Raw genomic sequence first — 22,083 nt, forward strand, 5'->3', positions numbered from 1 at the left:
AAAAAATGAGTTAATATCAAAATTTTGATATTAACTCATTGAAATAATCAAGTATTTAATTGATTAATTGGTGTTCCATAGCGTAAACAGCAGCTTGAGTTCTATCTGAAACTTTAAGCTTATTTAATATATGGCTAACATGGGTTTTTATCGTTTTTTCAGATACAAAAAGTGTTTCTGCTATTTCTTTATTAGTTTTCCCTTTTACCATCTCTTTTAGTACTTCTATTTCCCTCTTTGATAATTTATTAGCTCTGTGTGGTTTTTGTTCACTTTCAGAGATAACAGATTGAACTTTAGGGTGAATTTTTCGTTCACCTTTTAATACGTCTCTTATTGTTTGTATCAGTGCTTCTGGTTCTACATCTTTTATTTCATATCCATCCGCTCCTTTATCAAGCGCGGATATGACATGTTCTTCATCAAGAAAGCTCGTTAAAACTAATACTTTTACGTTTGGATATTTTTTCTTTAGAATACCAGTTATTTCAATACCGTTCATCTCAGGCATTACTAAATCTAGCAATATGATATCTGGTTGTTCATTTTCTTCTAAATAATCTAACAATAATTTTCCAGTTGGAAAATCTGCTACGATATTAAAATCTTTTACTGTATCAATCAAAAATCTTAACCCTTGTCTTACTATATGGTGGTCATCCACTAATATTACTTGATAATTCATTTTTACAACCCCTAATCACATTTAAAGTGGTATTGTTAATTCTATTTTGGTACCTTTATTTGTACTAGAACTGACTTCTATATGTCCTTTCATAACTTGTGCACGCTGTTTCATATTTCTTAAACCATTAGAAACTGTTTTTTCTGTTTTACTACTTTCAAATCCTATGCCTTCATCTATAATAACCACTTTAAATTGTAATTTGTTTTGTTCCATATAAATGTTGGCATGATGTGTTCCAGAGTGTTTCTTAATATTATTTAATGATTCTTGAATAATGCGATAAACATTCTCTTCTATTGTATTCGGTAAGTCAATTAAACCTTCAACTTCAAATTCAGATTCAACGTGAATAAATTGACTGTATTGTTTAATTGCAGAAATAAGACCGTTTTCTAGACCAACAGGTTTTAATTGCCAAATTAAAGCCCTCATTTCATTTACCGCACTTTGACTTGTTTCTTCAATTGTTTGGAATGCTTTTTTAGCCTCTTCGTGATCTGTGATACCTTTAGCAGCATGAGCTGTAATCTTTAAAGAAAATAACATTTGATTTACTGAGTCATGTAAGTCTCTCGCTAATCTGTTTCTTTCATTTATTCTTGCAGCTTCTTTTTCTTGATCTGTTAATATAATCCTTTTGATTGCTGAACCTATTTGAAAAGCTACTGATTCTAATAATTCTAAGTCTTCTTCAGAATATCTTTTTGTTTCTGGCGTAGCAATGTTTAATAAGCCAAATTGTTCATTTCCTGATCTTAAAGGCACTGTAGCGTGATGAGTAATACCATCTGTTTTATCATGATGTTCTCTAGTTGCCTTAACAATTCTAGAACAATTAATAATATTAGAGGCTTTTGTTAATTTTTTATTATGATAAGCTGTGACACACCAACACGTACCTTCAGTCATATATTGACAATCATTATGTGTTAAAGCAGGCGGTAATGCTTCTTCTGCAACTAATTCATGACGTCCTTCTTCATCAATGAAAAAAATCCACCCTGTATGAAAATTACTTCCATTCACTAATTTTTTAAGAGCACCATGCATCATACTATACATTTCTGTTTCTTCATTTAAAAACTCTGCAATTTCTTTCAATAAACTTGTACGTGTCGGTTTCTCCATTTACATCACCTTTATCATCATTGGTTATACACCTATTATACATACCATCTCTTTATCATTTAAATGTTTAAATTAAGCGGTAAAGATACTTCTTATGTAATTTTCTTGTTATACTAATTATAACTTAAATTTAGTTATAACATCATTTTTCCGATTTTAAGCTAAATATTCTTGGAGGATATCATGAAAATAATAATACCATCGAAATACGAAGGACAAACAATAGAAGAAATGTTTAAATCTTTGCAATTACCTAAGAAAGAATTACATTTATTGAGAATGTCTAAAGAAATAACACTTAATAACGAACCAAGCACGTTACGTAGTCATGTGTCAAAAGGAGATAAACTTCATATTCCTGTCTTAAATGAAACAAGTCAGTATGTATCAAGCTATCGTCTTGCTGAAGTTAAATATGAAGATGAATATTTTGCAATCGTTGTAAAACCTAAAGGCGTTAAAACTCATCCTAACGATTTACAAGAAGCAAATACTTTAATGAACCATGCTATTTATACTATAGATTCTGATTATGTAGAGCCCGTGCACAGATTAGATCAGGAAACAGTTGGGTTATTACTAGTAGCAAAACATCCTATTGCTAAAAAAATATTGGATCGTATGCTAGAAGATAGACAAATTACGCGTACTTATAAAGCACAAGTAGATAGTTTATTGCCTTTGAAACCACAAACAATCGATATGCCTATCGGTAAAGATAAGTTTCACCCTAATAAACGTCGCGTATCACCTACTGGTCAGCGCGCTGTAACACATATTCTTGAAAGTCATATGCTTGATGAGCACACAGCAGAAGTCGAACTAAAATTAGACACAGGTAGAACACACCAAATCCGTGTACACTTAGCAGAGATTGGTCATCCAGTAGTTGGAGATCCACTTTATAACAATAGTAAACTGAGACAATTGAAACTGCACAGTTACAAAATTGAATTTGAACATCCATTTAAAGATGAATTCGTTTCAGTTACGCTTGAAGATTAAAATATAAAATGAATTAGGGGGTGGGACAGAAATCTCATTTTATTAAAAAGATTTCGTAGTCCCACCCCGACAAGGATGACTAGATATGAAAAAAGCTTGATATAAGCGCATTTTCATACCAGTCAGCTACTGCCAATACAAAAAGAGAGTCTGGGACAATTATTTTATGTCCCAGACTCTAATTATATGTTTTCAAGGATACATTACTTATAATTATTTATCTTTTAAACCTTCGTTTGAATTTATTAAATAAATTAGATTTTTTACTTCTTATTGGTTTTCCTATTTTAATTTCACTTTGCTGTAATTGTTTAGCCTTAAGAATTGCTTCTTCCATCAATATTTGTTGAGAACTAGCTTGTTTGTTTCCAGCATCATTGTAATGATACTTTCCATTTGAATCTTGGATCCTTCCCTTCAGTCCATCATCAAGTTGTAAATTCAAATAGTCTTTTAATCTTTTAACGATGCTTTCATCTAAAATTGGAAATAAAATTTCAACTCGTTTTATCATATTTCTTGTCATCATATCTGCTGATGATAAGTACATTTTTTCTTCACCGTTATGATAAAAATAATATATTCTAGAATGTTCTAGATATCTCCCCACAATGCTAATTACTTCTATATTTTCACTTACACCTTGTATACCTGGCTTTAAACAACAGATACCACGAATTATCAGTTTAATTTTCACTCCATTTTGAGAAGCTTCAAATAATTTCTTTATGACCTTTTTATCTGTTAAAGAATTCATCTTAGCAATAATAAGTCCATTACCATGTTCTTTATGAGCTTCAATTTCTTGATCTATGTGATCAACAAATACATCTCTTATTTCAAATGGCGCTACAATCAGCTCATTATAATTTGGCTTTAATGAATAACCACTTAAATAATTAAAGAAATTAATCGCATCTTCTCCTATATCTGGATTAGTAGTAATGATGCCCATGTCTGTATATAATTTTGCAGTTTTATCATTATAGTTACCTGTTCCTAAATGTACAAACGGCATAACTTTACCGTTAACACGCTTTATCACGAGAGTAATTTTACTATGTGTCTTTAAAAATGTCATTCCATAAATAACATTACAACCTGCATCTTCTAGCATTTTAGCCCACTGCACATTATTTTCTTCGTCAAACCTTGCTTTTAATTCTACTAATACAGTAACCTGTTTACCATTTTCTGCAGCATTTTTCAACGCTTGAATAATAGGTGAATCACTACTTACACGGTAAAGTGTTTGTTTAATGGCAAGTGTATCAGGGTCTTCAGAAGCTTCTTTAATAAACTCTACAATTGGTTTAAATGATTCGTATGGGTGATGGAAGAATATATCTTTTTCTAATGCTAACTCATATATATTATTTTTATTTAAAGACGCAGGAATTTGAGGCGTATGTGGTTTGAATAATTCATTCGGTAACAAATCCTCCAATTGACTAACTAACGAAAATAAAACAGTTAAATCTACAGGCCCATTTACCCTGTATATATCATGATTATCTATTTCAAACTCATTCATGAGAAATATACTTTTTACTTCAGAATCAATATGTCTACTGTCAATTTCTAATCGGACAGCCACACCACTTTTTCTTTCTTTTAAAAATCTTTCAATTTCAATAAGTAAATCTTCCGCACCATCTTCATGTATCGTTAAATCTGCATTTCTTGTAACTCTAAAAGTATAAGTATTAATGACTTCATAACCATTGAATAATTGTTCGATGAATAAAGAAATCACATCTTCAAGAAATACAATATATTTTTTACCTTCGTGTTCAAGTTTAATAATTCTGTCCAATAGAACTGGAACGGGTACAATTGCTGATCTGATTTCTCCATCATCTAGTTTTATATCCACAAATAAATTAAGCATTTTATTATTTAATTTGGGTAATGGTCTATATGCATCAATGCCTAATGGTGATAAAGTTGGCAGTATTTCTGAGTTGAATTGAGCGTGTAATTGTTTAATTAGAATGTCTGGTAACCTTTCTGGTTGAGTAATATAAATATTATAAGTTTTTAATTTTTCTTTTAATTCATTAAATCTTTTATATTGCAAATCGACATTGATTCTATTTTTTTCTTCAATACAAATAAGTTGTTCTTTAGGTGTTAATTGCGCTTTGTTCTCAGGTTCATTAAAGTTCATTTTAATTTGGTCTTTTAACCCGGCCACTCTCACCATAAAGAACTCATCTAAATTAGAACTGTGAATTGCTATAAATTTTAATTGTTCAAGTAATGGATTATTAGAATCAAATGCTTCTTCAAGAACACGGTAATTAAAGTCTAACCAACTAAGTTCTCTGTTATTATAGTATTTTGAATTATCTAGATTATATTGTTTAGCTTGTTCTCCCATAATTACCACACCCTTTACAAATTTGCATCGTTTAAAAAGTTAGTACTGTTCTATTAAAACGTATAAACATTAATCTTGAGTAAATTTTATATTAAGTTTTTTTGGTAATAATTTTTCTATATGTTTCTTCTGTCTTTCAGATTGATATTGCTCCGCTATTGGATCTGTTACATATTGTACTTCTAGTACATATTCATCTTTAGATTCTGTCAATGTTAATGAATCAACACAGTCTGTATTTGATACATTAAGTGCATGAGCAAATTTAATTAAACCGCCTAGCTTCTGTATTTGATCTATCTCATTAGTTTTGAACCAATTAGTTTCTTTTGCATAAAATTTTAATAAAGTTTTATTTTTAAAACTTGCTAATAAAGCTAATTTCACTCTCTCTTTATGTGACAATCCATTGATACTACTATTTGCGATTATATAATATGTGTGTTGAGAACTGGAATCTGCATCAATAAATGAACCTAAATAGTATAAATAAGCAGCATCTTTAAATAATGATTTATCACTTTCAGAAATAGTAATATCATTTATTTCCATTACTTTATTTAGTAGAGTTTCTGCAAGTTTTACCCGTTGTCGTCCATTAGAAGGATTAATATTGTACTCATTTGCTAAATATTTAAGTGCATCAGTGGCCACATTATCTTTATTAAAAGCTTTGGAAAAATCTTCTTTTAATATGGTCATAACAAGTCCTTCTCTTAAACCTTTTCTAGAGAAACTAAATTCTGTTGCATCTACAACCTCGAATAATGTATTAAATACAATTGAACTTGGCATAATAATATCTACTCTATCTCTACTTAATCCATCTAAATCTTTCAAATCGTTTTTGTCTGATTTTTTCAATACATCAAACACTTCTTCTAAACCTTTTTTATTCATGTCATAACCATGAACACCTGCTATCGGATAATTATGTAAAGATTGATGAATTCTCGCATTATTTCGTGCAGAACCACCGATACCTATAATTGGTAATTCTTTATTTTTAATCCATTTTTCTGATTCAAATTGATCTTTAACATATTTTTCACATTTTTTTATAGCGTTCTTATCGTTATGATTTTTTCCTTCAAAGAACATTTTTTGTAGCGTTACAACTCCAAATGGGAAACTTACTGCATTCATTAGTTTTTTATTTTCAAAATGTGTAATTTCTGTTGAACCACCACCGATATCTACGGTGATTCCATTTTGAATATTAAGCGTATGAGTAGCTGCAAAGAAACCATAAAATGCTTCATCTTCATCAGGAATGACTTCTATATCTAAACCTGTTTTAGTTTTTACTTTTTCTTTAATCTCATTTAAATTATTCGATTGTCTAACAGCTGCAGTGGCTGCAGGAACTAATTCATCTACATTGAACTTCATAGCAACTTTTTTGAAACTATATAATGTTTCACTTAATATTTCGATACCTTCTTCAGTCATAACTTTATCTTCTGTTAAATATTGACTTAATCTAGCTGGGGTTTTAATGTTTTGTAATTCATTTAATCCTGTTTCATCTGAACATTCAAAAATAACGAGTCTAATAGTATTTGAACCGATGTCAATTAAACCTATTCTCTTCATATATACCTCCGAGTGTATCTTTTGATATGCAAAAAGGTGCCTATAGCACCTTTTTGACTTCTTTATATTTCTAATAGCTGCTATTATTCTTTAGAGCTTATCATGTCTTCTGGTTTGATCCATTCGTCAAATTGTTCTTCTGTTAATAGACCAGACTGTACTGCAGATTCTTTCAATGTTAAACCATTTTTATGAGCATTTTTAGCTATTGAAGCTGCATTTTCATATCCAATATGTGGATTTAAAGCAGTAACTAACATTAATGATTGATTTAAATATTTATCAATATTTTCATCAATAGGCTCAATACCTATTGCACAGTTATCATTGAATGTTTCCATACCATCTGCTAATAAATAAATTGATTGTAATGTATTGTATAATATTACAGGTTTGAATACGTTTAATTCAAAATTACCTTGTGATGCTGCTATTCCAACCGTAGTATCGTTACCCATTACCTGAACTGATACCATTGTTAGCATTTCACATTGCGTTGGGTTTACTTTACCCGGCATAATTGAAGATCCAGGTTCGTTTTCAGGGATTGAAATTTCCGCTAGACCTGCTCTAGGACCTGAAGATAACCATCTTACATCATTCGCTATCTTCATTAAATCACTAGCTAATGCTTTAAGTGCACCATGTACATAAACAACTTCATCATGAGCTGTTAAAGCATGGAATTTATTTTCAGAAGAAACAAATGGATAACCTAATTGTTCAGCAATTTGTTTCGCAACTTTATCTCCAAATTCAGGATGAGCATTTATACCAGTACCTACTGCTGTACCGCCTATTGCTAAGTTAAGTAGCTGACCTTTAGATTCATTTAATAAAGATTCACATTTATCCAACATGTATCTCCAACCGCTTACTTCTTGTCCTAAAGTTAATGGTGTTGCATCTTGAAGATGCGTTCTACCTATTTTAATAATGTCTTCGAAAGAAGTTTCTTTCTCTTTAAATGTATCTCTTAACTTACTTAATGCAGGTAATAATTTTGATTCTATTTCATGATATAATGCCACATGCATCGCAGTTGGATATGTATCATTCGAACTTTGAGACATGTTGACGTGGTCATTTGGATGTACATTTTCCTCTGAACCTTTTTCTTCTAAATAGTTGTTTGCAACGTAACTAACAACTTCGTTAACGTTCATATTACTTTGTGTACCACTACCTGTTTGCCATACAACTAATGGAAAATGTTCATCTAAGTTACCTTTTAAAATTTCATCAGTAGCATATACGATAGCATCTTTCTTATCATCTGATAGCTTACCTAGTTCATGATTAGCAATAGCTGCCGCTCTTTTCAAATGAGCGAATCCGTATATTACTTCAATTGGCATTTGTTCCTTACCAACTGGGAAATTTTGTTTACTTCTTTGTGTTTGTGCTTTCCAAAACTTGTCACTCGGTACTTTTATTTCACCAAAAGTATCATGTTCAATTCTGTAATCCATTTACATTACTCCCCTTTATTACATGTTTAAATCAATTTAACTTCACCTTTATTATAGCCTATAAATATAATGAATAAAACTGTTAGTAGTCTGATAATTCAAATTTGTAAACAATATACAATCGTAAAAGTGCATAATTCAATTTTTTACAAATAAAGATTTTGATATTTGATATTTTTAAAATAAAAAAAGAATTTACGCACTAAGTTCTCATGCATAAATCCTTTTTTGAAATGTTTGAAGATATATCAACACTAAATTATTTTTCTTCTTCTTTTTCTTCGTCATTTTGTTCAGAGATTTGTTCCATCTCTTTACCTAGTTCTTTGACGTCTTCTAAATCTTGAACCATTTCATTTTCTTCTTCATTTTCATTATGATCAATGTGTTTATCCAAATTGTTCACCTTCTTACGAAAATTGAATTGAGAAGTAAGATCTTACATCTTCAGGTAGACCTTGCGCCGCTTCATTATCTAGTACAACAGTAACCATTCTATGTTGTTTTAATTTTGCTGAATCAACAGAACCATTAGCAGGTTCTTCATATAATTGTTTTACTGCTTTAGCTTTTTCTTTACCCGTAACAAGTAATACGACTTCGCGAGCAGGATGTATCGAAGAATCATAATCTAAACCGATTCTACTATCGTCAGTTAATGTTAAAACATTTAACATTAATTTATTTTTCTTCTTATCAGTATTTACTTTATCTTTAATCACTGATTCAACATCGCCACCAACATCAGTTTTTATGACTTGCTTACTAGGAACACCTAATTCAGTGTAATAGTCTTCTTTATCGTCAAAATCTAAAACATGAATTTGACTAAAATTAACTGGACTCTTTTTTACATTATCGAATAACTCATCAAAAAATGTTGTGTTTTCGTCATTTAGATGTACGCCTACTACTGATGTACTGTCACCATTAAATTGTTTACGTACAATATCAGCGGCATAACGTGCAGCTATACTTTTTGTTTCGAATACTTTAAAATTTAAAGCCATTTTCTCCACTCCTCATTTCAACTTATCTATTATCATGTCAATAATCATTGTTCATTATCTATAATATACCCTTTTTTAATCGTTGTTAAAACATTTATTTCTGAATCAACTATAACAAGGTCTGCTTGTTTACCTTTTTTGATTGAACCTAGCCTATCTTCTACGTTTAATCGTATAGCTTGATTTAAACTAGTTGTTCTCCAAGCTTCTTCTAACGGGATATTTGCGTAGTTCATCAAATTTTTCAATCCTTTATTCATGAGTAAAATACTTCCAGCTAATGAACCATTTTCTAATCGCGCCTCATGATCTTTCACGTGAACATTTTGTCCACCTAAATCATATTCTCCATCTTTCATACCTTTTGCTCTCATTGCATCAGTAATCACGCAGAAATTTTTGTTGCCTTTCGATAAATAAGCTAATTTAACGGACGCTGGATGTGAATGTACACCGTCTACAATAACTTCTGTCGTTAACCTTTCATCTGTCAATGCAGCTCCAAAAACGCCCGGCTCTCTGTGAGTAAATGTAGTTTGAGCATTATATAAATGAGTAATATGCTGTAAGCCATTATCAACTGCTTCTTCTATACCATCATAATCCGTAATCGTATGACCAGCAGAAAAAATCACTTTATCATTAAGTGCCTGTATTGTTTCTTTAGCACCTTCTACTTCCGGAGCTATTGTTATAATTTTTATTTTATCTTTAGCTACTGATTGAAATGCTTCAAACTTTGCAACTGAAGGTCTTGCTACATATTTAGGATTTTGCGCACCAACTTTATGCTCAGAAATAAATGGACCTTCTAAATGTACTCCTAATATTTCTGCGCGTTTATCATCTAAAGGCTTATACTCTGCTACATTTTTTAACGCTTTATTAATTGCTTCTGATGATTGTGTCATTGTAGTCGCTAAGAAACTTGTTGTTCCTTCTGATAAAAGATTTTCAGATAGTATATTCAATGTTTCCGGTGTTGCATCCATTGCATCCTGACCATATCCCCCGTGTATATGTATGTCAATAAAGCCTGGAATAATATGTTGACCATTTACATCAACAACTTCTAAATTGCCGCTATATGAACCTTCTTGTATATCTTGTATATATCCATCCTGTATTTCAATATAACCATTTTCTATTTTTCCTTGTTCAGTATAAATTACTGCATTATCTAAAATATAATGTCCCATTTTAAAGTCTCCTTAAAAATTATATTTAAATATTCACCTAATTCGTATATAATAAAGATAACATAACATTACTGGGGGGCTAATTAAATGAATACATTACTAATCTGCATGGTTGGTGTAGCGTTTCTTACTTCAATGTTAACAGCTGGTCGTGATTCTAAAGACTATGGACTTAAAGAAGAAGATTTAAACAAAGAGCTTGAATCTTTAAAACAAAATAATCAATAACTGAGACCCCTACGGCCTCAGTTTTTTTTATTTTAAATTTGGATAATCTTGTTGTCTTAATGCTTCATAAATTAATATAGCTGCTGTATTAGATAGATTTAAAGCTCTTACATTATCATTCATAGGTATTCTTAAAGCTGTTTCTTTATATTTTTCTTTAACCCAATCAGGTAAACCACTTGTTTCTCTACCAAACACAAAGTAATGATCTTCATCAGTATTGCTGTAATCAAAATCAGTATGCGGCTGTGTACCGAATTTAGTTAATAAATAATAGTGACCACCTTCTGTTTTTTCAAAAAACTCTTCAATGCTATCGTAATAAGTGATGTTAACGAATTTCCAATAATCTAATCCTGCTCTTCTCAACATCTTATCGTCAGTGCTAAATCCTAATGGTTTAATTAAATGTAAATGTGTGTCTGTAGCAGCACAACTACGTGCAATGTTTCCTGTATTAGCTGGTATTTCTGGTTGATATAAAACTACGTGGTTCGTCATAATTTATTGTCTCCTCATTTCTAATCCTTTAATCATTTCTTCTTGTACTTCTTCAATTTCATGTTCATAATGCGACATAATAAAGGTTCTTGCCTCTTCCCCTTGAATTTGGCCAATCGCCCAATAAGCAGTAGCTCTAATCATTGGTCTAGGGTCTGTTAAAGCAACATCTTTCAATTCAGGTATAGCACTTTCTTCGTTAAAATGTACCAATGCAACAATCGCATTTCTTTGAATAGGCTTCTTACCTCTCCATGCACCAGCTATATGTCCATAAGTATTTTTAAATTCTTTATTAGACATCTTTAATAACGGTACTAATCTCGGCTTCAAAATTTCAGGTTCTAGCACGATATCATCATGTTGAGTGTTTATACCTCTATTTCTTGGGCACACTTGTTGGCATGTATCACAGCCATAAAGACGATTTCCTATCTTATATCGATACTCGTCCTTTAAGTATCCTTTAGTCTGTGTTAAGAAGCTTATACATTTTTGACTGTTTAATTGACCATTACCTACTAGTGCACCTGTAGGACATCTGTCTACACATATATTACAATCTCCGCAACTATCTATCACTGGATCATCGGGCTTAAACGGAATGCTCACAAGCATTTCTCCTAAATAAGTCCAAGTCCCTAAATCCTCATTAATTATGAAACCATTTTTACCTGCAAAACCAAGTCCCGCTCTTTCAGCAACAGCTCTGTCAGATAATACACCTGTATCTACCATTGATTGGATTTCAACATCTGGTACTTTTTCTTTTAAAAATTCTCCAAGTTTATCTAATCGATTTCTCATAATTGTATGATAGTCTTGTCCCCAAGAAGCTCTCGCAAACATACCTCTTCTATCACCACGCACACTTTTTGGAGCGCCTTTTAATTTGTTAGGATAACCTACTGCGATAGCGATAATCGAACGTGCTGAAGGCAGTGATAATTTTGGTTCTGTTCTTAAAGCTATATCACTTTCTTCAAACCCAGAAGCATAACCTTTGTTATGGTAATCTGCTAGTTTCTTTTTTAACTCATCAAAAGGATCTGCAGTTGTAAACCCAATGCTATCTATTCCTATTGAATGCGCATAATCTATCACTTCTTGTTTTAATTGATCTAAATTCAAATTTACTCACCTCACTATCAAACATGCCTATATATTTTAACATATTTAATTCTTAAAAATTGCATATCTTTTATGAAACAAAATTAAAAATAAGTCCGAGACAAATATTTATGTCTTGGACTTATTTTAGCATTTATTTTTAATTTTTTTGTAGTAAATAACTTAAGAAATAATTGTAGTACCAATTGAATTTGAATTAGAACTATTTATTAAAGCGTGTTTAACTGTGCCTGGAATAATTTTAACACTACTACATCCATCTTTAATAGCCGATACAGCACCACTCACCTTTGGTATCATGCCTCCATATATTTCAGTAGTTTCAATATAAGTATTAATTTCTTGTATGCTTAATTCAGATTTAACTTCATCCTCTATTAATACACCAGGAATATCACTTACTAAAAATAAATCTGCATTCATTTCGCTCGCTATTTTATATGCTAAACTATCTGCATTAATATTATATTTTTGACCATTTTCATGATTAATACCAATCGGTGCTATTACAGGTATAGCTAACTTACATATATCTGCTAAAACTGGTTTGTTTACTGAGAGACATTCTGCAACGTATCCATACTTTTCATTTATAGGTTCAATCTCAAATAAGTTAAGATCTATTCCGTTTAATCCTATAGCTAATGTTTCTTTACGGTTCACTTGATGTACAATTTTTGGATTGACTTCACCTATCAATGTATTTACAGTTTGAAGCAAAGTTTGTTCATCAGTAACACGTAAACCATCTAAAAACTTACTTTCAACCCCTAATCTATTGAGCTGTTTTTTAATAAATGGTCCTCCACCATGAACAATAATAGGTGTGTAATTATCTTTTCTTAAAGCATGTATATCTTCTATAATCGTATCGCAAAGGTCACTTAATATGCTACCGCCTATTTTAATTACTGCATACTTCATTTTAAAAACTCCTTATTAGGTGCTATATAAAGCATTAATACGCACATATTCGTATGATAAATCACAACCAAATGCTGTAGATTTAAATAAGCCGTTACCAACTTTAGCTTTAATAACAATAGTGTCCTGTTCCATATTTGCTTTAAGGTCTAATGCATCAAATGGAACTGGCATACCTTGTTTCACAATCAAATGATCACAAAGCCACACGTCCACATTATTTGGTGAAATTGTATTGTCTGCATATCCAATTGCTGTTATAAATCTTCCGAAATTAGGGTCGCCACCATGAATAGCTGTTTTAACTAAACTAGAGCCAACGATTGTTTTGGCTATAGCATTATTTTTTTCTTTTGAAATTGCACCTTCAACTTCAACTTTTATTAGTTTTGTAGCACCTTCACCATCTTGGGCAATGCTTTTTGCAAGATGCTCACAAACATAGCGAACCGCTTCAACAAATTTATGCCATTCAGGATGTTCTTTAGTTAACTGTTGTTTACCTACCATTCCATTAGCTAGAAGTAACACCATATCGTTTGTACTCGTGTCACCATCTACAGTAATCATGTTAAAGGTATCATCTACTGTAGGCTTTAATATGTCCTCTAAATCCTCAGCTTGTACGTTAGCATCTGTCGTCATAAACCCTAACATTGTCGCCATATTAGGATTTATCATCCCTGAACCTTTACTAGATCCACCTACAGTTATAACTTCACCATCTATGGTTACTTGAACAGCGATATGCTTCGTTTCTTTATCAGTTGTTAAAATAGATTCATTAAAATCTTTAGAACAAGTTGCACCTTCAATATCTATATGTTCAACGCCGTATTTAATTTTATCCATAGGTAAAAATTCTCCGATTAAACCTGTAGATGCGACAGCTATTTCATGTTCTGGAAGTTGAAGTTTTTCAGAAATCCATTTTTTTGTTTGTATTGCATCCCTTAAACCACGTTCACCTGTACAAGCATTAGCTATTGCTGAGTTAATAACCACTGCTGATAATTGTTTTGAAACATTTAAACTTGCTTGTGTAACTTGTAAAGGTGCAGCTTTAAACGCATTTTGAGTATATACTGCTGCGCATTGAGCAGGATTTGATGAATATAACCAACCAAAATCTTTCTTTGCTCGACGTAATCCAACATGTATTCCACCTGCTGTGTAACCATTAGGAGATGCGACATCCCCGTCTTGCAAAATCGTTATTTCAGAGTCTATAACTTGCTTAGTTTCTTCAATCATCAAATTCCTCCACTCTATGGGTATATTGGTAATAAATCTAAACCTTCCATCTCATCAAAGTTATATAGTTTATTTAAATTTTGAATTGCTTGTCCACTAGCACCTTTTACAAGGTTATCAATTACTGAAACAATAATAGCTTTATTTCGTTTTTCATCTACATAAATTCCTATATCACAATAGTTACTCCCAAGAACTTCTTTAGTTTTGGGAAAATCTCCTAAATCTCTAATCCTTACAAAAGGCTTATCTTTATACATATCTTTGTATAAAGCATGTAGACTTTCTTCTGTGTAATCTTTTGTTAAATCAATATAAATGGTTGATAATATACCTCTTGTCATTGGCACAAGGTGTGGTGTGAAAGTTACATTAACTTCGGTATTAGAAAGATTCGTGAGATATTGTTCTATCTCTGGTATATGTTTATGTCCACCTAATTTATATGCTGATAAATTTTCATTCATTTCACCATAATGAACATTTTGACTTAAACTTCGACCAGCTCCTGATACACCAGTCTTTGCATCAATAATAATAGAATCAAGTTTAATTAACTCATCAGTTATTAGCGGATGTAATGCTAATAAAATAGATGTAGGAAAACAGCCGGGGTTTGCGATAATTTGGTTATTTTCATTTACCTCTGACCATTCGGGTAAACTGTAAAATGCTTGATTCAATATAGATTGTTTGGCTGGTTGTTCTCCATAAAATGATTTATATACATTTGGATCTTTTAATCTAAAATCACCTGATAAATCAATTACTTTAATGTCTCTTTCGATTAAGTCAGGGATAAAATGTTTACTAACATTTGAGGGAGTTGCAAAAAATATTAAATCACATTCTACATCTTTTACATCTAAGCTTGAGAATTCTGCCTGAATACTGTTTTGTAAATGAGGATACGTGTTTTTTATCGCTTCTCCTGATTTAGAATGTGAAAATATATATTTAATTTCAACTTCTTTATGTTGATTTAATAATCTAATTAATTCCACTGCTCCGTATCCACTTCCGCCGACAATTCCAATTTCAATCATTACGACACCTCTTTTTTATATTTGTATTATAAAACTTTTGACAAAAATTGTTTTGTTCTATCATTTTGAGGATTATCAAATATTTGTTCGGGAGTGCCTTCTTCTTGTACTATTCCTTCGTCCATAAATATAACGTGATCACTTACATTTTTAGCAAATCCCATTTCGTGCGTCACCACTACCATAGTCATACCTTCTTTAGCCAAATCTTTCATAACACTCAATACTTCACCTACAACTTCGGGGTCTAATGCCGAAGTTGGTTCATCAAATAATATAACTTGAGGATTCATTGCAAGCGCACGTGCTATTGCAACACGTTGTTTTTGTCCGCCTGATAGTTTAGACGGGTAAACATTATATTTATCTTCTAGTCCAACTTTATTTAATAATTGGATGGCTTGGTCATCTAATTCTTTTTTGCTTCCTTTTTTTAATGTTAATGGTGTTAAAGTGACGTTTTCTATTACTTTTTTATGTGGGAATAAATTAAATCCTTGGAAAACCATCCCCATTTTTTGTCTTAATTGGTCTAACTTTGTCCCTTTAGCATTCGTTAAATCATTATTTTTAAATAATATCTGTCCTGAGGTTGGTTCTTCTAATAAGTTCAAACATCTTAAAAGCGTACTTTTACCGCTTCCTGAAGGTCCAATAATAGCAACAACTTCACCTTGTTTAATATTTAAATTAATGCCTTTTAATACTTCGTTTTTTCCAAATGTTTTGTGTAAATCGTTAACTTTAATCACTTACACTGAACCTCCTTTCAGCGAAATACATTACTCTTGATAATGTAAAGGTTAATATGAAGTATAATACCGCTGCGACTAGTAACGGTGTAAATGGATCGAACGAAGCACCTTGTACTACTTGTGCATTAAACATCAGTTCGCTTACACCTATTACAGATACAATTGATGATTCTTTAATAACAGTTACAAATTCATTACCTAAAGCAGGTAAAATATTTTTAATAGCTTGTGGCATAATTACTTGCTTCATCGCTTGAGTTCTATTTAATCCTAATGACCTAGCTGCTTCCATTTGTCCATTATCTACAGCATTAATACCTGCTCTTATTATCTCTGCAATATAAGCACTACAATTAATGATTAATGCGATAATACCGCAAATAAGTGCTGATAAATCGAGTCCGAGTACTGCGGTTGTACCGAAGTACACTAGAAATACTTGTACAAGTAAAGGTGTACCTCTAATAAATTCTATGTACACTGAAGCGATAGACTTAAGTATTTTGCTATTACCTAATTTCATTAGTGCTAATACGCAACCAATAATTGCACCTGCTACTACACCTAAGAAAGATAATAGAATTGTAATACCGATACCATGTAAGAAATAAGAACCATACTTACTAAAGAATGAACCATCATCAAACATAGCTTCTGTTGCTTTGTCTTGATAATCCTTTATCAAATTATTATCTCTCACATCTTTTACGCTTTTGTTTACTCTATCCATTAATTCTGGCGAGTTTTTCGGTAAAGCAATCGCGGTTGTTTTATCGGCATCAGAAAATTCAACATCAGAATAAGTTAAATTAGGATTTTTCTCTAGATAAGCGTCTGCAACTGGACCTTCTATAATCATTCCGTCTATTTTTCCAGAATTAAGTGACATGATAACTTCGGGTACCCTAGTAAGAGAGCTAAGTTGTGATTCAGGCATTTCAGTTTTTGCAAGTTCTTCTTGAGTCGTTTGCTTTTGAACACCAATCATTTTACCTTTAAAATCATCGACCGTTTTTAATTTGTCTTTATCTTTTTTCTGGACAATCATCCTTTGTTTGACTTCCATATAATAATCCGAAAAATCTACTTCTTTTTTTCTTTCAGGAGTTGGTGCCATACCAGAAATAATCATATCGATTTTTCCAGTTTTTAATGCGCCGAGTAAACTATCAAATTGCATATTCACAATTTTTAATTCTATATCGTTATCTTTTGCTATTTTTTTAGCGAGCTCGATATCAATCCCGGCATATTCTCGATTACCATCCTTAGTATGTTCGAATTCATATGGTGCATAATCAGCTGATAATCCTACTCTTAATTCTCCACGTTCTTTTGCTTTCTCCCATTGATCCGTTTGTGCTGCATTAGCTTGGCTTATACTAATGTTTGGAATCATAAGTGATAAACAAATGATGGTGAAGACAATTTTTAATAATACATTTCTTTTCACAGTTCCAACCTCCTGAATTAATAATATTCATTATTATACGCATTATTGTAATTTTATGCAACAGTGTTTTTTAAAAAATAGTATGAATGTTCAAACACTCATACTTGATTATCATTATATTTCGTTTAAGCTTTTCCCTGTGTTTATTACTTCAAGTGCGCTATCAAGTGATATCTCAACCATATTCTGAACAGCTGTTTTTGTATAAAATGCTATATGGGGTGAAATTAACACATCATCACGCGACAATAAATCTTTTAATATTTCATCTTCAATAGATTTATTTGAATAATCATATGCAAAATAATCAAATTCATGTTCATATACATCTAAAGCAGCGCTATGTATTTTTCCTTCATTTAATCCTTTCAATAAGGCTTTAGTATCAACTGTAATACCTCTTGAAGTATTCACTAAATATGCACCATTTTTCATATAACTTATCGTTTCTTCATCGATCATATGCATTGTTTCATCATTAGCAGGAACATGCAGAGTTATAAGGTCCGCTTTAGATATAGCTTCTTTTAAGTCATCAAAAAATTCAACATTATCACAACTTTGGTCATAAGGGTCATAACCTATAACCTTTGCACCAAATCCATTGAATAATTGAGCTGAAACTTTTCCTATTCGACCTACTCCAATAACAAGTATGGTCATACTTCTTAATTCATTAGCAATAACATTTTCATCCCATGTAAAATCTTGATTAGTAACACGTTTATGTATTTTATTAATGTTACGAACTAATTCTAATGCTCTACATACCGCAAACTCTGCTATGGCATTAGGACTATATGCTGGTATATTAGTAATTTTAATATCATGTTTAGCTGCTTCTTCTTTATTGAACATATCAAAACCTGCAGTTCGGCCAGCTATTTGCTTAATTCCTACCTTATTAAGTGCCTCATATATATCATCATCATATTTATGTAGTTGTTGAGTACTAATAGCATCAAATGCTTTTAATGAAGATACATTATCTAAAGTTAAATGTTCTTCAACACATACTATTTCATGATTATTCACTTTCCCCCAGTTATAAGCAAAATTTTTCTCGTCTTCTCTTATATCAAATAATTTTATTTTCATCATTTACTTCCTTTCAATATGCAATATTGTGAATAATCATTAATTGTACAAGAAAACAAAGAAACAAACAATCTATTTTTCAATATATTCTTACTATTCAGAATATAATATGTAGTTTTAGGGCTTATTCTTTTTTACATAAATAAAAGCCAAGGACATAAATCCTTAGCTCAAAAATGGACTACGAAATCTTATTTAACAAAATGAGGTTTCTGGCCCTCTCTCTATGCTTTATTATTAAAAGCAAATATATTTTTTTGATATTTTGGTAATACTTTCAAACATAGTGTGTGTATAATGTATGCACTTATTAAAGGTATAATGAAGTATGCTAATAACAATAATAATACGTTAACTATAAACTGTCCGTCCATATATTTTATAGCATTAGCTGGTCCGACAAAACCTGTGTAGCCAAAACCTGTAGACATTGGTGTTCCTTTAATTCCAACAAAGTAAGTTAATAGTCCACAAATTAATCCATTAAACAGTAACGGTACTGCAATTATAGGATGTTTGAAATAAACTGGTATCATTAGTTTTGCTGCACCAACAATCAATACAATATTTGTGCCTCTATTATTAACTTTCCATGATCCTATTAAGAACGTCATACAAGCTGCTACAATACCCATATTACCTGCGCCAGAGCTCAAACCTTCTAATCCTACAGCAGTAGCAATAGCAACTAAGGAAATAGGTGTTACCATTAATAAAGAGTATGTAATTGCTATTAAGATACACATTAATAATGGATTTAAAGTAGAAAAATGACCAATTAAATTGCCAATACCTTTAGTTACAGTACTTACATAAGGCAAAGTTAACATGCCAATAAATCCACTCACAACAGAAACTAAAATTGGTAATATAAGCATATCTAATGAACCAAATTTTCCTTTTAATTTAATCATTAAGAAACAACTTATTACCAATACAACGATTAAATTTACTACATCCCCAATACTTGCAAATGTATATGTACCATTCTCTATTTTAACAGCACCTGATCCAATCAATCCTGCAGCTCCAATCATAACAGCATCAGTAGCTTGGAATTTAAATTGATTTGCTACAATCACTCCTATTATAAAGCTCATACCAAACTGCATTAACAGTAAAGCTTGGTTAAACATTTCTAATATAGGATGAAACTGTGCTAAGTATGTAAAAAGTACGCCAAGAATAGCATTTGGTATTAAAGCAATAACGATACCAACACCAATACCATTTAAAATATTAGAAAAAAATTCTTTTGCAGTGAAATGTTTGTCCATAGTATTCCTCCAGATGTAAATATGTATTAATGATATAGGACTTTATCTTTTTAAACAATCGTATTTTCACATTTATCCTAAACTTCTTAATATTATATAAAATAAAAAAGCCATAAACCTAAGTTTATGGCTTTCAATATAGTACCGGCGGTCGGGCTCGAACCGACACGTCCGCAATGGACACGGGATTTTGAGTCCCGCGTGTCTGCCAATTCCACCACGCCGGCATAACTTTATCCTATAAAAAAATCTTCCCTATGGAAGAAATAATGGAGCGGAAGATAGGATTTGCACCTATATCTCATTCCGGGAAGGAATGTATTCTAAAAGTTGAAATACTCCCGCATTTTAATAATTAATCATTTAGGAAAAATGGAATTGGAGCGGAAGATAGGATTTGCACCTATATCTCATTCCAGGAAGGAATGTATTCTAAGAGTTGAAATACTCCCGCAATATTTATTAATGGAGGCGGCAACCGGATTTGAACCGGTGAATAGAGGTTTTGCAGACCTCGGCCTTACCACTTGGCTATGCCGCCAAACAACTGGGCTAGCTGGATTCGAACCAGCGAGTGACGGAGTCAAAGTCCGTTGCCTTACCGCTTGGCTATAGCCCATTAATAAAAATAAGGGCGGCTGATGGGAATCGAACCCACGAATGTCGGAACCACAATCCGATGCGTTAACCACTTCGCCACAACCGCCATGGCAGGGGTAGTAGGAATCGAACCCACACCAAAGGTTTTGGAGACCTCTATTCTACCGTTGAACTATACCCCTATAAATAATAATGGTGGAGGGAGGCAGATTCGAACTGCCGAACCCGAAGGAGCGGATTTACAGTCCGCCGCGTTTAGCCACTTCGCTATCCCTCCGATAGATGGTGCCGGCCAGAGGACTTGAACCCCCAACCTACTGATTACAAGTCAGTTGCTCTACCAGTTGAGCTAGGCCGGCTTAAACTTTAAAAGATGGCTCAGGACGGAATCGAACCGCCGACACAAGGATTTTCAGTCCTTTGCTCTACCGACTGAGCTACTGAGCCATACATTAAATTTTTAAAAATGGCGGTCCCGACGGGAATCGAACCCGCGATCTCCTGCGTGACAGGCAGGCATGTTAACCGCTACACCACGGGACCTAAAAATAATAATTGCGGGAGGCGGATTTGAACCACCGACCTTCGGGTTATGAGCCCGACGAGCTACCGAACTGCTCCATCCCGCTTTAATAATAAATAATTAGTGTACAAATATAATGGCGGAGGAAGAGGGATTCGAACCCCCGCGAGCCGTTAAGCCCCTGTCGGTTTTCAAGACCGATCCCTTCAGCCGAACTTGGGTATTCCTCCACTATATAAGTATGGACCTTGCAGGACTCGAACCTGCGACCCAACGGTTATGAGCCGTTTGCTCTGACCAACTGAGCTAAAGGTCCAAAATCAAAATATGTATGACATATTTAATTTTAATGGCGGCAGAGGGGATCGAACCCCCGACCTCACGGGTATGAACCGTACGCTCTAGCCAGCTGAGCTACGCCGCCATAATGGTAATGTATTAATTTTAAATGGTGGAGACTAGCGGGATCGAACCGCTGACCTCCTGCGTGCAAAGCAGGCGCTCTCCCATCTGAGCTAAGCCCCCATTTAATATATAACTTTTAAAGAGTCGGGAAGACAGGATTCGAACCTGCGACCCCTTGGTCCCAAACCAAGTGCTCTACCAAGCTGAGCTACTTCCCGTAACCTTAACTGGTCATTACGCGCCCGAGAGGAGTCGAACCCCTAGCCTCTTGATCCGTAGTCAAACGCTCTATCCAATTGAGCTACGGGCGCATATTAAAATGGTGCCGAGGACCGGAATCGAACCGGTACGATAATCACTTATCGCAGGATTTTAAGTCCTGTGCGTCTGCCAGTTCCGCCACCCCG

19 protein-coding genes and 18 tRNA genes are annotated in these 22,083 nt (G+C 32.7%); 2 read left to right on the forward strand and 35 right to left on the reverse strand.

Going from position 1 to position 22,083, the window contains the following annotated elements; translation table 11 throughout:
* Positions 1–55: 55 nt before the first annotated feature.
* Together LQ682_RS04675 and LQ682_RS04680 are read right to left on the reverse strand one after the other, a co-directional pair.
* Positions 56–685 carry a response regulator gene (locus LQ682_RS04675; protein WP_016999947.1) on the reverse strand — a complete coding sequence of 210 codons (630 nt, stop codon included), beginning with the start codon at positions 683–685 and terminating at the stop codon, positions 56–58.
* Positions 686–706: 21 nt separating this feature from the next.
* Complete coding sequence (locus tag LQ682_RS04680) at positions 707–1,816, reverse strand: GAF domain-containing sensor histidine kinase (RefSeq protein ID WP_016999948.1); 1,110 nt, start codon at positions 1,814–1,816, stop codon at positions 707–709.
* Between the two features lie 183 nt (positions 1,817–1,999).
* On the opposite strand from LQ682_RS04680, the gene LQ682_RS04685 reads away from it, so the two are divergent.
* Positions 2,000–2,821: an RluA family pseudouridine synthase gene (locus LQ682_RS04685; RefSeq protein ID WP_016999949.1), complete on the forward strand. Its 822-nt coding sequence runs from the start codon at positions 2,000–2,002 to the stop codon at positions 2,819–2,821.
* Positions 2,822–3,038: 217 nt separating this feature from the next.
* Here the strand turns inward: LQ682_RS04685 and LQ682_RS04690 are convergent, their stop codons facing one another.
* The 6 genes from LQ682_RS04690 to nagA all read right to left on the reverse strand — a co-directional run bounded on the left by LQ682_RS04690 (position 3,039) and on the right by nagA (position 10,481).
* A complete protein-coding gene (locus LQ682_RS04690) occupies positions 3,039–5,204 on the reverse strand; it encodes an RNA degradosome polyphosphate kinase (RefSeq protein WP_103269530.1) in 2,166 nt (721 codons plus the stop codon).
* Between the two features lie 69 nt (positions 5,205–5,273).
* Positions 5,274–6,800 (reverse strand): Ppx/GppA family phosphatase, encoded by a 1,527-nt coding sequence (locus LQ682_RS04695; RefSeq protein ID WP_103269529.1) that lies wholly within the window; start codon positions 6,798–6,800, stop codon positions 5,274–5,276.
* A gap of 83 nt (positions 6,801–6,883) precedes the next feature.
* A complete protein-coding gene (gene fumC, locus LQ682_RS04700) occupies positions 6,884–8,272 on the reverse strand; it encodes a class II fumarate hydratase (protein ID WP_103269528.1) in 1,389 nt (462 codons plus the stop codon).
* 259 nt (positions 8,273–8,531) lie between these two features.
* Complete coding sequence (locus LQ682_RS04705) at positions 8,532–8,669, reverse strand: SAS053 family DNA gyrase inhibitor (protein WP_016999961.1); 138 nt, start codon at positions 8,667–8,669, stop codon at positions 8,532–8,534.
* A gap of 13 nt (positions 8,670–8,682) precedes the next feature.
* Positions 8,683–9,282 carry a 6-phosphogluconolactonase gene (locus tag LQ682_RS04710; protein WP_103269527.1) on the reverse strand — a complete coding sequence of 200 codons (600 nt, stop codon included), beginning with the start codon at positions 9,280–9,282 and terminating at the stop codon, positions 8,683–8,685.
* Between the two features lie 44 nt (positions 9,283–9,326).
* Positions 9,327–10,481, reverse strand: coding sequence for an N-acetylglucosamine-6-phosphate deacetylase (nagA, locus tag LQ682_RS04715; RefSeq protein ID WP_103269526.1), 1,155 nt, complete (start codon positions 10,479–10,481; stop codon positions 9,327–9,329).
* An 87-nt stretch (positions 10,482–10,568) separates the two neighbouring features.
* Here nagA and LQ682_RS04720 point away from each other — a divergent pair, with 87 nt between their 5' ends.
* Positions 10,569–10,709, forward strand: coding sequence for a hypothetical protein (locus LQ682_RS04720; protein ID WP_016999958.1), 141 nt, complete (start codon positions 10,569–10,571; stop codon positions 10,707–10,709).
* A gap of 27 nt (positions 10,710–10,736) precedes the next feature.
* Here the strand turns inward: LQ682_RS04720 and trmL are convergent, their stop codons facing one another.
* The 27 genes from trmL to LQ682_RS04855 all read right to left on the reverse strand — a co-directional run bounded on the left by trmL (position 10,737) and on the right by LQ682_RS04855 (position 21,987).
* On the reverse strand, positions 10,737–11,210 hold the full coding sequence (trmL, locus tag LQ682_RS04725; RefSeq protein ID WP_016999957.1) for a tRNA (uridine(34)/cytosine(34)/5-carboxymethylaminomethyluridine(34)-2'-O)-methyltransferase TrmL: 474 nt from the start codon (positions 11,208–11,210) through the stop codon (positions 10,737–10,739).
* A gap of 3 nt (positions 11,211–11,213) precedes the next feature.
* Positions 11,214–12,341, reverse strand: a complete 1,128-nt coding sequence (gene queG / locus LQ682_RS04730; RefSeq protein WP_147641105.1) for a tRNA epoxyqueuosine(34) reductase QueG — start codon at positions 12,339–12,341, stop codon at positions 11,214–11,216.
* A 162-nt stretch (positions 12,342–12,503) separates the two neighbouring features.
* The gene (gene argB, locus LQ682_RS04735; RefSeq protein ID WP_016999955.1) at positions 12,504–13,265 is read right to left on the reverse strand and encodes an acetylglutamate kinase; all 762 of its coding nucleotides are present in this window, start codon (positions 13,263–13,265) and stop codon (positions 12,504–12,506) included.
* A gap of 15 nt (positions 13,266–13,280) precedes the next feature.
* Positions 13,281–14,519 (reverse strand): bifunctional glutamate N-acetyltransferase/amino-acid acetyltransferase ArgJ, encoded by a 1,239-nt coding sequence (argJ, locus tag LQ682_RS04740; protein ID WP_103269524.1) that lies wholly within the window; start codon positions 14,517–14,519, stop codon positions 13,281–13,283.
* A 14-nt stretch (positions 14,520–14,533) separates the two neighbouring features.
* Positions 14,534–15,565, reverse strand: a complete 1,032-nt coding sequence (argC, locus tag LQ682_RS04745; protein ID WP_103269523.1) for an N-acetyl-gamma-glutamyl-phosphate reductase — start codon at positions 15,563–15,565, stop codon at positions 14,534–14,536.
* A gap of 26 nt (positions 15,566–15,591) precedes the next feature.
* The gene (locus LQ682_RS04750; protein WP_016999953.1) at positions 15,592–16,317 is read right to left on the reverse strand and encodes an amino acid ABC transporter ATP-binding protein; all 726 of its coding nucleotides are present in this window, start codon (positions 16,315–16,317) and stop codon (positions 15,592–15,594) included.
* Positions 16,310–17,773 carry an ABC transporter substrate-binding protein/permease gene (locus tag LQ682_RS04755; RefSeq protein WP_016999952.1) on the reverse strand — a complete coding sequence of 488 codons (1,464 nt, stop codon included), beginning with the start codon at positions 17,771–17,773 and terminating at the stop codon, positions 16,310–16,312. Before LQ682_RS04755 ends, LQ682_RS04750 begins: the two co-directional genes overlap by 8 nt.
* Positions 17,774–17,887: 114 nt before the next feature.
* Positions 17,888–18,874, reverse strand: coding sequence for a D-2-hydroxyacid dehydrogenase (locus LQ682_RS04760; RefSeq protein WP_239723944.1), 987 nt, complete (start codon positions 18,872–18,874; stop codon positions 17,888–17,890).
* Positions 18,875–19,095: 221 nt separating this feature from the next.
* Entirely contained in the window at positions 19,096–20,148 is a 1,053-nt protein-coding gene (locus LQ682_RS04765; RefSeq protein WP_103269521.1) for a PTS sugar transporter subunit IIC, read from the reverse strand.
* 142 nt (positions 20,149–20,290) lie between these two features.
* A tRNA-Leu gene (locus LQ682_RS04770) sits at positions 20,291–20,375 on the reverse strand.
* Between the two features lie 43 nt (positions 20,376–20,418).
* Positions 20,419–20,493, reverse strand: a tRNA-Gly gene (locus tag LQ682_RS04775).
* 34 nt (positions 20,494–20,527) lie between these two features.
* Positions 20,528–20,602: transfer RNA gene (locus LQ682_RS04780), tRNA-Gly, on the reverse strand.
* A gap of 12 nt (positions 20,603–20,614) precedes the next feature.
* A tRNA-Cys gene (locus tag LQ682_RS04785) sits at positions 20,615–20,689 on the reverse strand.
* A 6-nt stretch (positions 20,690–20,695) separates the two neighbouring features.
* A tRNA-Gln gene (locus LQ682_RS04790) sits at positions 20,696–20,767 on the reverse strand.
* A 14-nt stretch (positions 20,768–20,781) separates the two neighbouring features.
* Positions 20,782–20,854, reverse strand: a tRNA-His gene (locus tag LQ682_RS04795).
* Positions 20,855–20,856: 2 nt separating this feature from the next.
* Positions 20,857–20,930, reverse strand: a tRNA-Trp gene (locus LQ682_RS04800).
* 11 nt (positions 20,931–20,941) lie between these two features.
* A tRNA-Tyr gene (locus LQ682_RS04805) sits at positions 20,942–21,025 on the reverse strand.
* Between the two features lie 6 nt (positions 21,026–21,031).
* Positions 21,032–21,107 (reverse strand) — tRNA-Thr (locus LQ682_RS04810).
* Between the two features lie 15 nt (positions 21,108–21,122).
* Positions 21,123–21,195: transfer RNA gene (locus LQ682_RS04815), tRNA-Phe, on the reverse strand.
* 20 nt (positions 21,196–21,215) lie between these two features.
* A tRNA-Asp gene (locus LQ682_RS04820) sits at positions 21,216–21,291 on the reverse strand.
* Positions 21,292–21,303: 12 nt separating this feature from the next.
* A tRNA-Met gene (locus LQ682_RS04825) sits at positions 21,304–21,377 on the reverse strand.
* A gap of 31 nt (positions 21,378–21,408) precedes the next feature.
* Positions 21,409–21,501: transfer RNA gene (locus LQ682_RS04830), tRNA-Ser, on the reverse strand.
* A gap of 12 nt (positions 21,502–21,513) precedes the next feature.
* A tRNA-Ile gene (locus LQ682_RS04835) sits at positions 21,514–21,587 on the reverse strand.
* Between the two features lie 34 nt (positions 21,588–21,621).
* Positions 21,622–21,695, reverse strand: a tRNA-Met gene (locus tag LQ682_RS04840).
* 25 nt (positions 21,696–21,720) lie between these two features.
* Positions 21,721–21,796 (reverse strand) — tRNA-Ala (locus tag LQ682_RS04845).
* A 24-nt stretch (positions 21,797–21,820) separates the two neighbouring features.
* Positions 21,821–21,894 (reverse strand) — tRNA-Pro (locus LQ682_RS04850).
* Positions 21,895–21,913: 19 nt separating this feature from the next.
* Positions 21,914–21,987, reverse strand: a tRNA-Arg gene (locus tag LQ682_RS04855).
* Positions 21,988–22,083: the final 96 nt, after the last annotated feature.

This window comes from Mammaliicoccus sp. A-M4, from assembly GCF_022386955.1.
In the GTDB taxonomy this organism is placed as follows: domain Bacteria; phylum Bacillota; class Bacilli; order Staphylococcales; family Staphylococcaceae; genus Mammaliicoccus; species Mammaliicoccus lentus.

Coding starts and splice junctions, on each gene's coding strand:
- trmL (WP_016999957.1), bottom strand. CDS start 11,210: ATGACGAACCACGTAGTTTTATATCAACCAGAAATACCAGCTAATACA.
- LQ682_RS04680 (WP_016999948.1), bottom strand. CDS start 1,816: ATGGAGAAACCGACACGTACAAGTTTATTGAAAGAAATTGCAGAGTTT.
- argB (WP_016999955.1), bottom strand. CDS start 13,265: ATGAAGTATGCAGTAATTAAAATAGGCGGTAGCATATTAAGTGACCTT.
- LQ682_RS04760 (WP_239723944.1), bottom strand. CDS start 18,874: ATGATGAAAATAAAATTATTTGATATAAGAGAAGACGAGAAAAATTTT.
- LQ682_RS04720 (WP_016999958.1), top strand. CDS start 10,569: ATGAATACATTACTAATCTGCATGGTTGGTGTAGCGTTTCTTACTTCA.
- argJ (WP_103269524.1), bottom strand. CDS start 14,519: ATGATTGAAGAAACTAAGCAAGTTATAGACTCTGAAATAACGATTTTG.
- LQ682_RS04685 (WP_016999949.1), top strand. CDS start 2,000: ATGAAAATAATAATACCATCGAAATACGAAGGACAAACAATAGAAGAA.
- argC (WP_103269523.1), bottom strand. CDS start 15,565: ATGATTGAAATTGGAATTGTCGGCGGAAGTGGATACGGAGCAGTGGAA.
- fumC (WP_103269528.1), bottom strand. CDS start 8,272: ATGGATTACAGAATTGAACATGATACTTTTGGTGAAATAAAAGTACCG.
- LQ682_RS04690 (WP_103269530.1), bottom strand. CDS start 5,204: ATGGGAGAACAAGCTAAACAATATAATCTAGATAATTCAAAATACTAT.
- LQ682_RS04765 (WP_103269521.1), bottom strand. CDS start 20,148: ATGGACAAACATTTCACTGCAAAAGAATTTTTTTCTAATATTTTAAAT.
- LQ682_RS04695 (WP_103269529.1), bottom strand. CDS start 6,800: ATGAAGAGAATAGGTTTAATTGACATCGGTTCAAATACTATTAGACTC.
- LQ682_RS04675 (WP_016999947.1), bottom strand. CDS start 685: ATGAATTATCAAGTAATATTAGTGGATGACCACCATATAGTAAGACAA.
- nagA (WP_103269526.1), bottom strand. CDS start 10,481: ATGGGACATTATATTTTAGATAATGCAGTAATTTATACTGAACAAGGA.
- LQ682_RS04710 (WP_103269527.1), bottom strand. CDS start 9,282: ATGGCTTTAAATTTTAAAGTATTCGAAACAAAAAGTATAGCTGCACGT.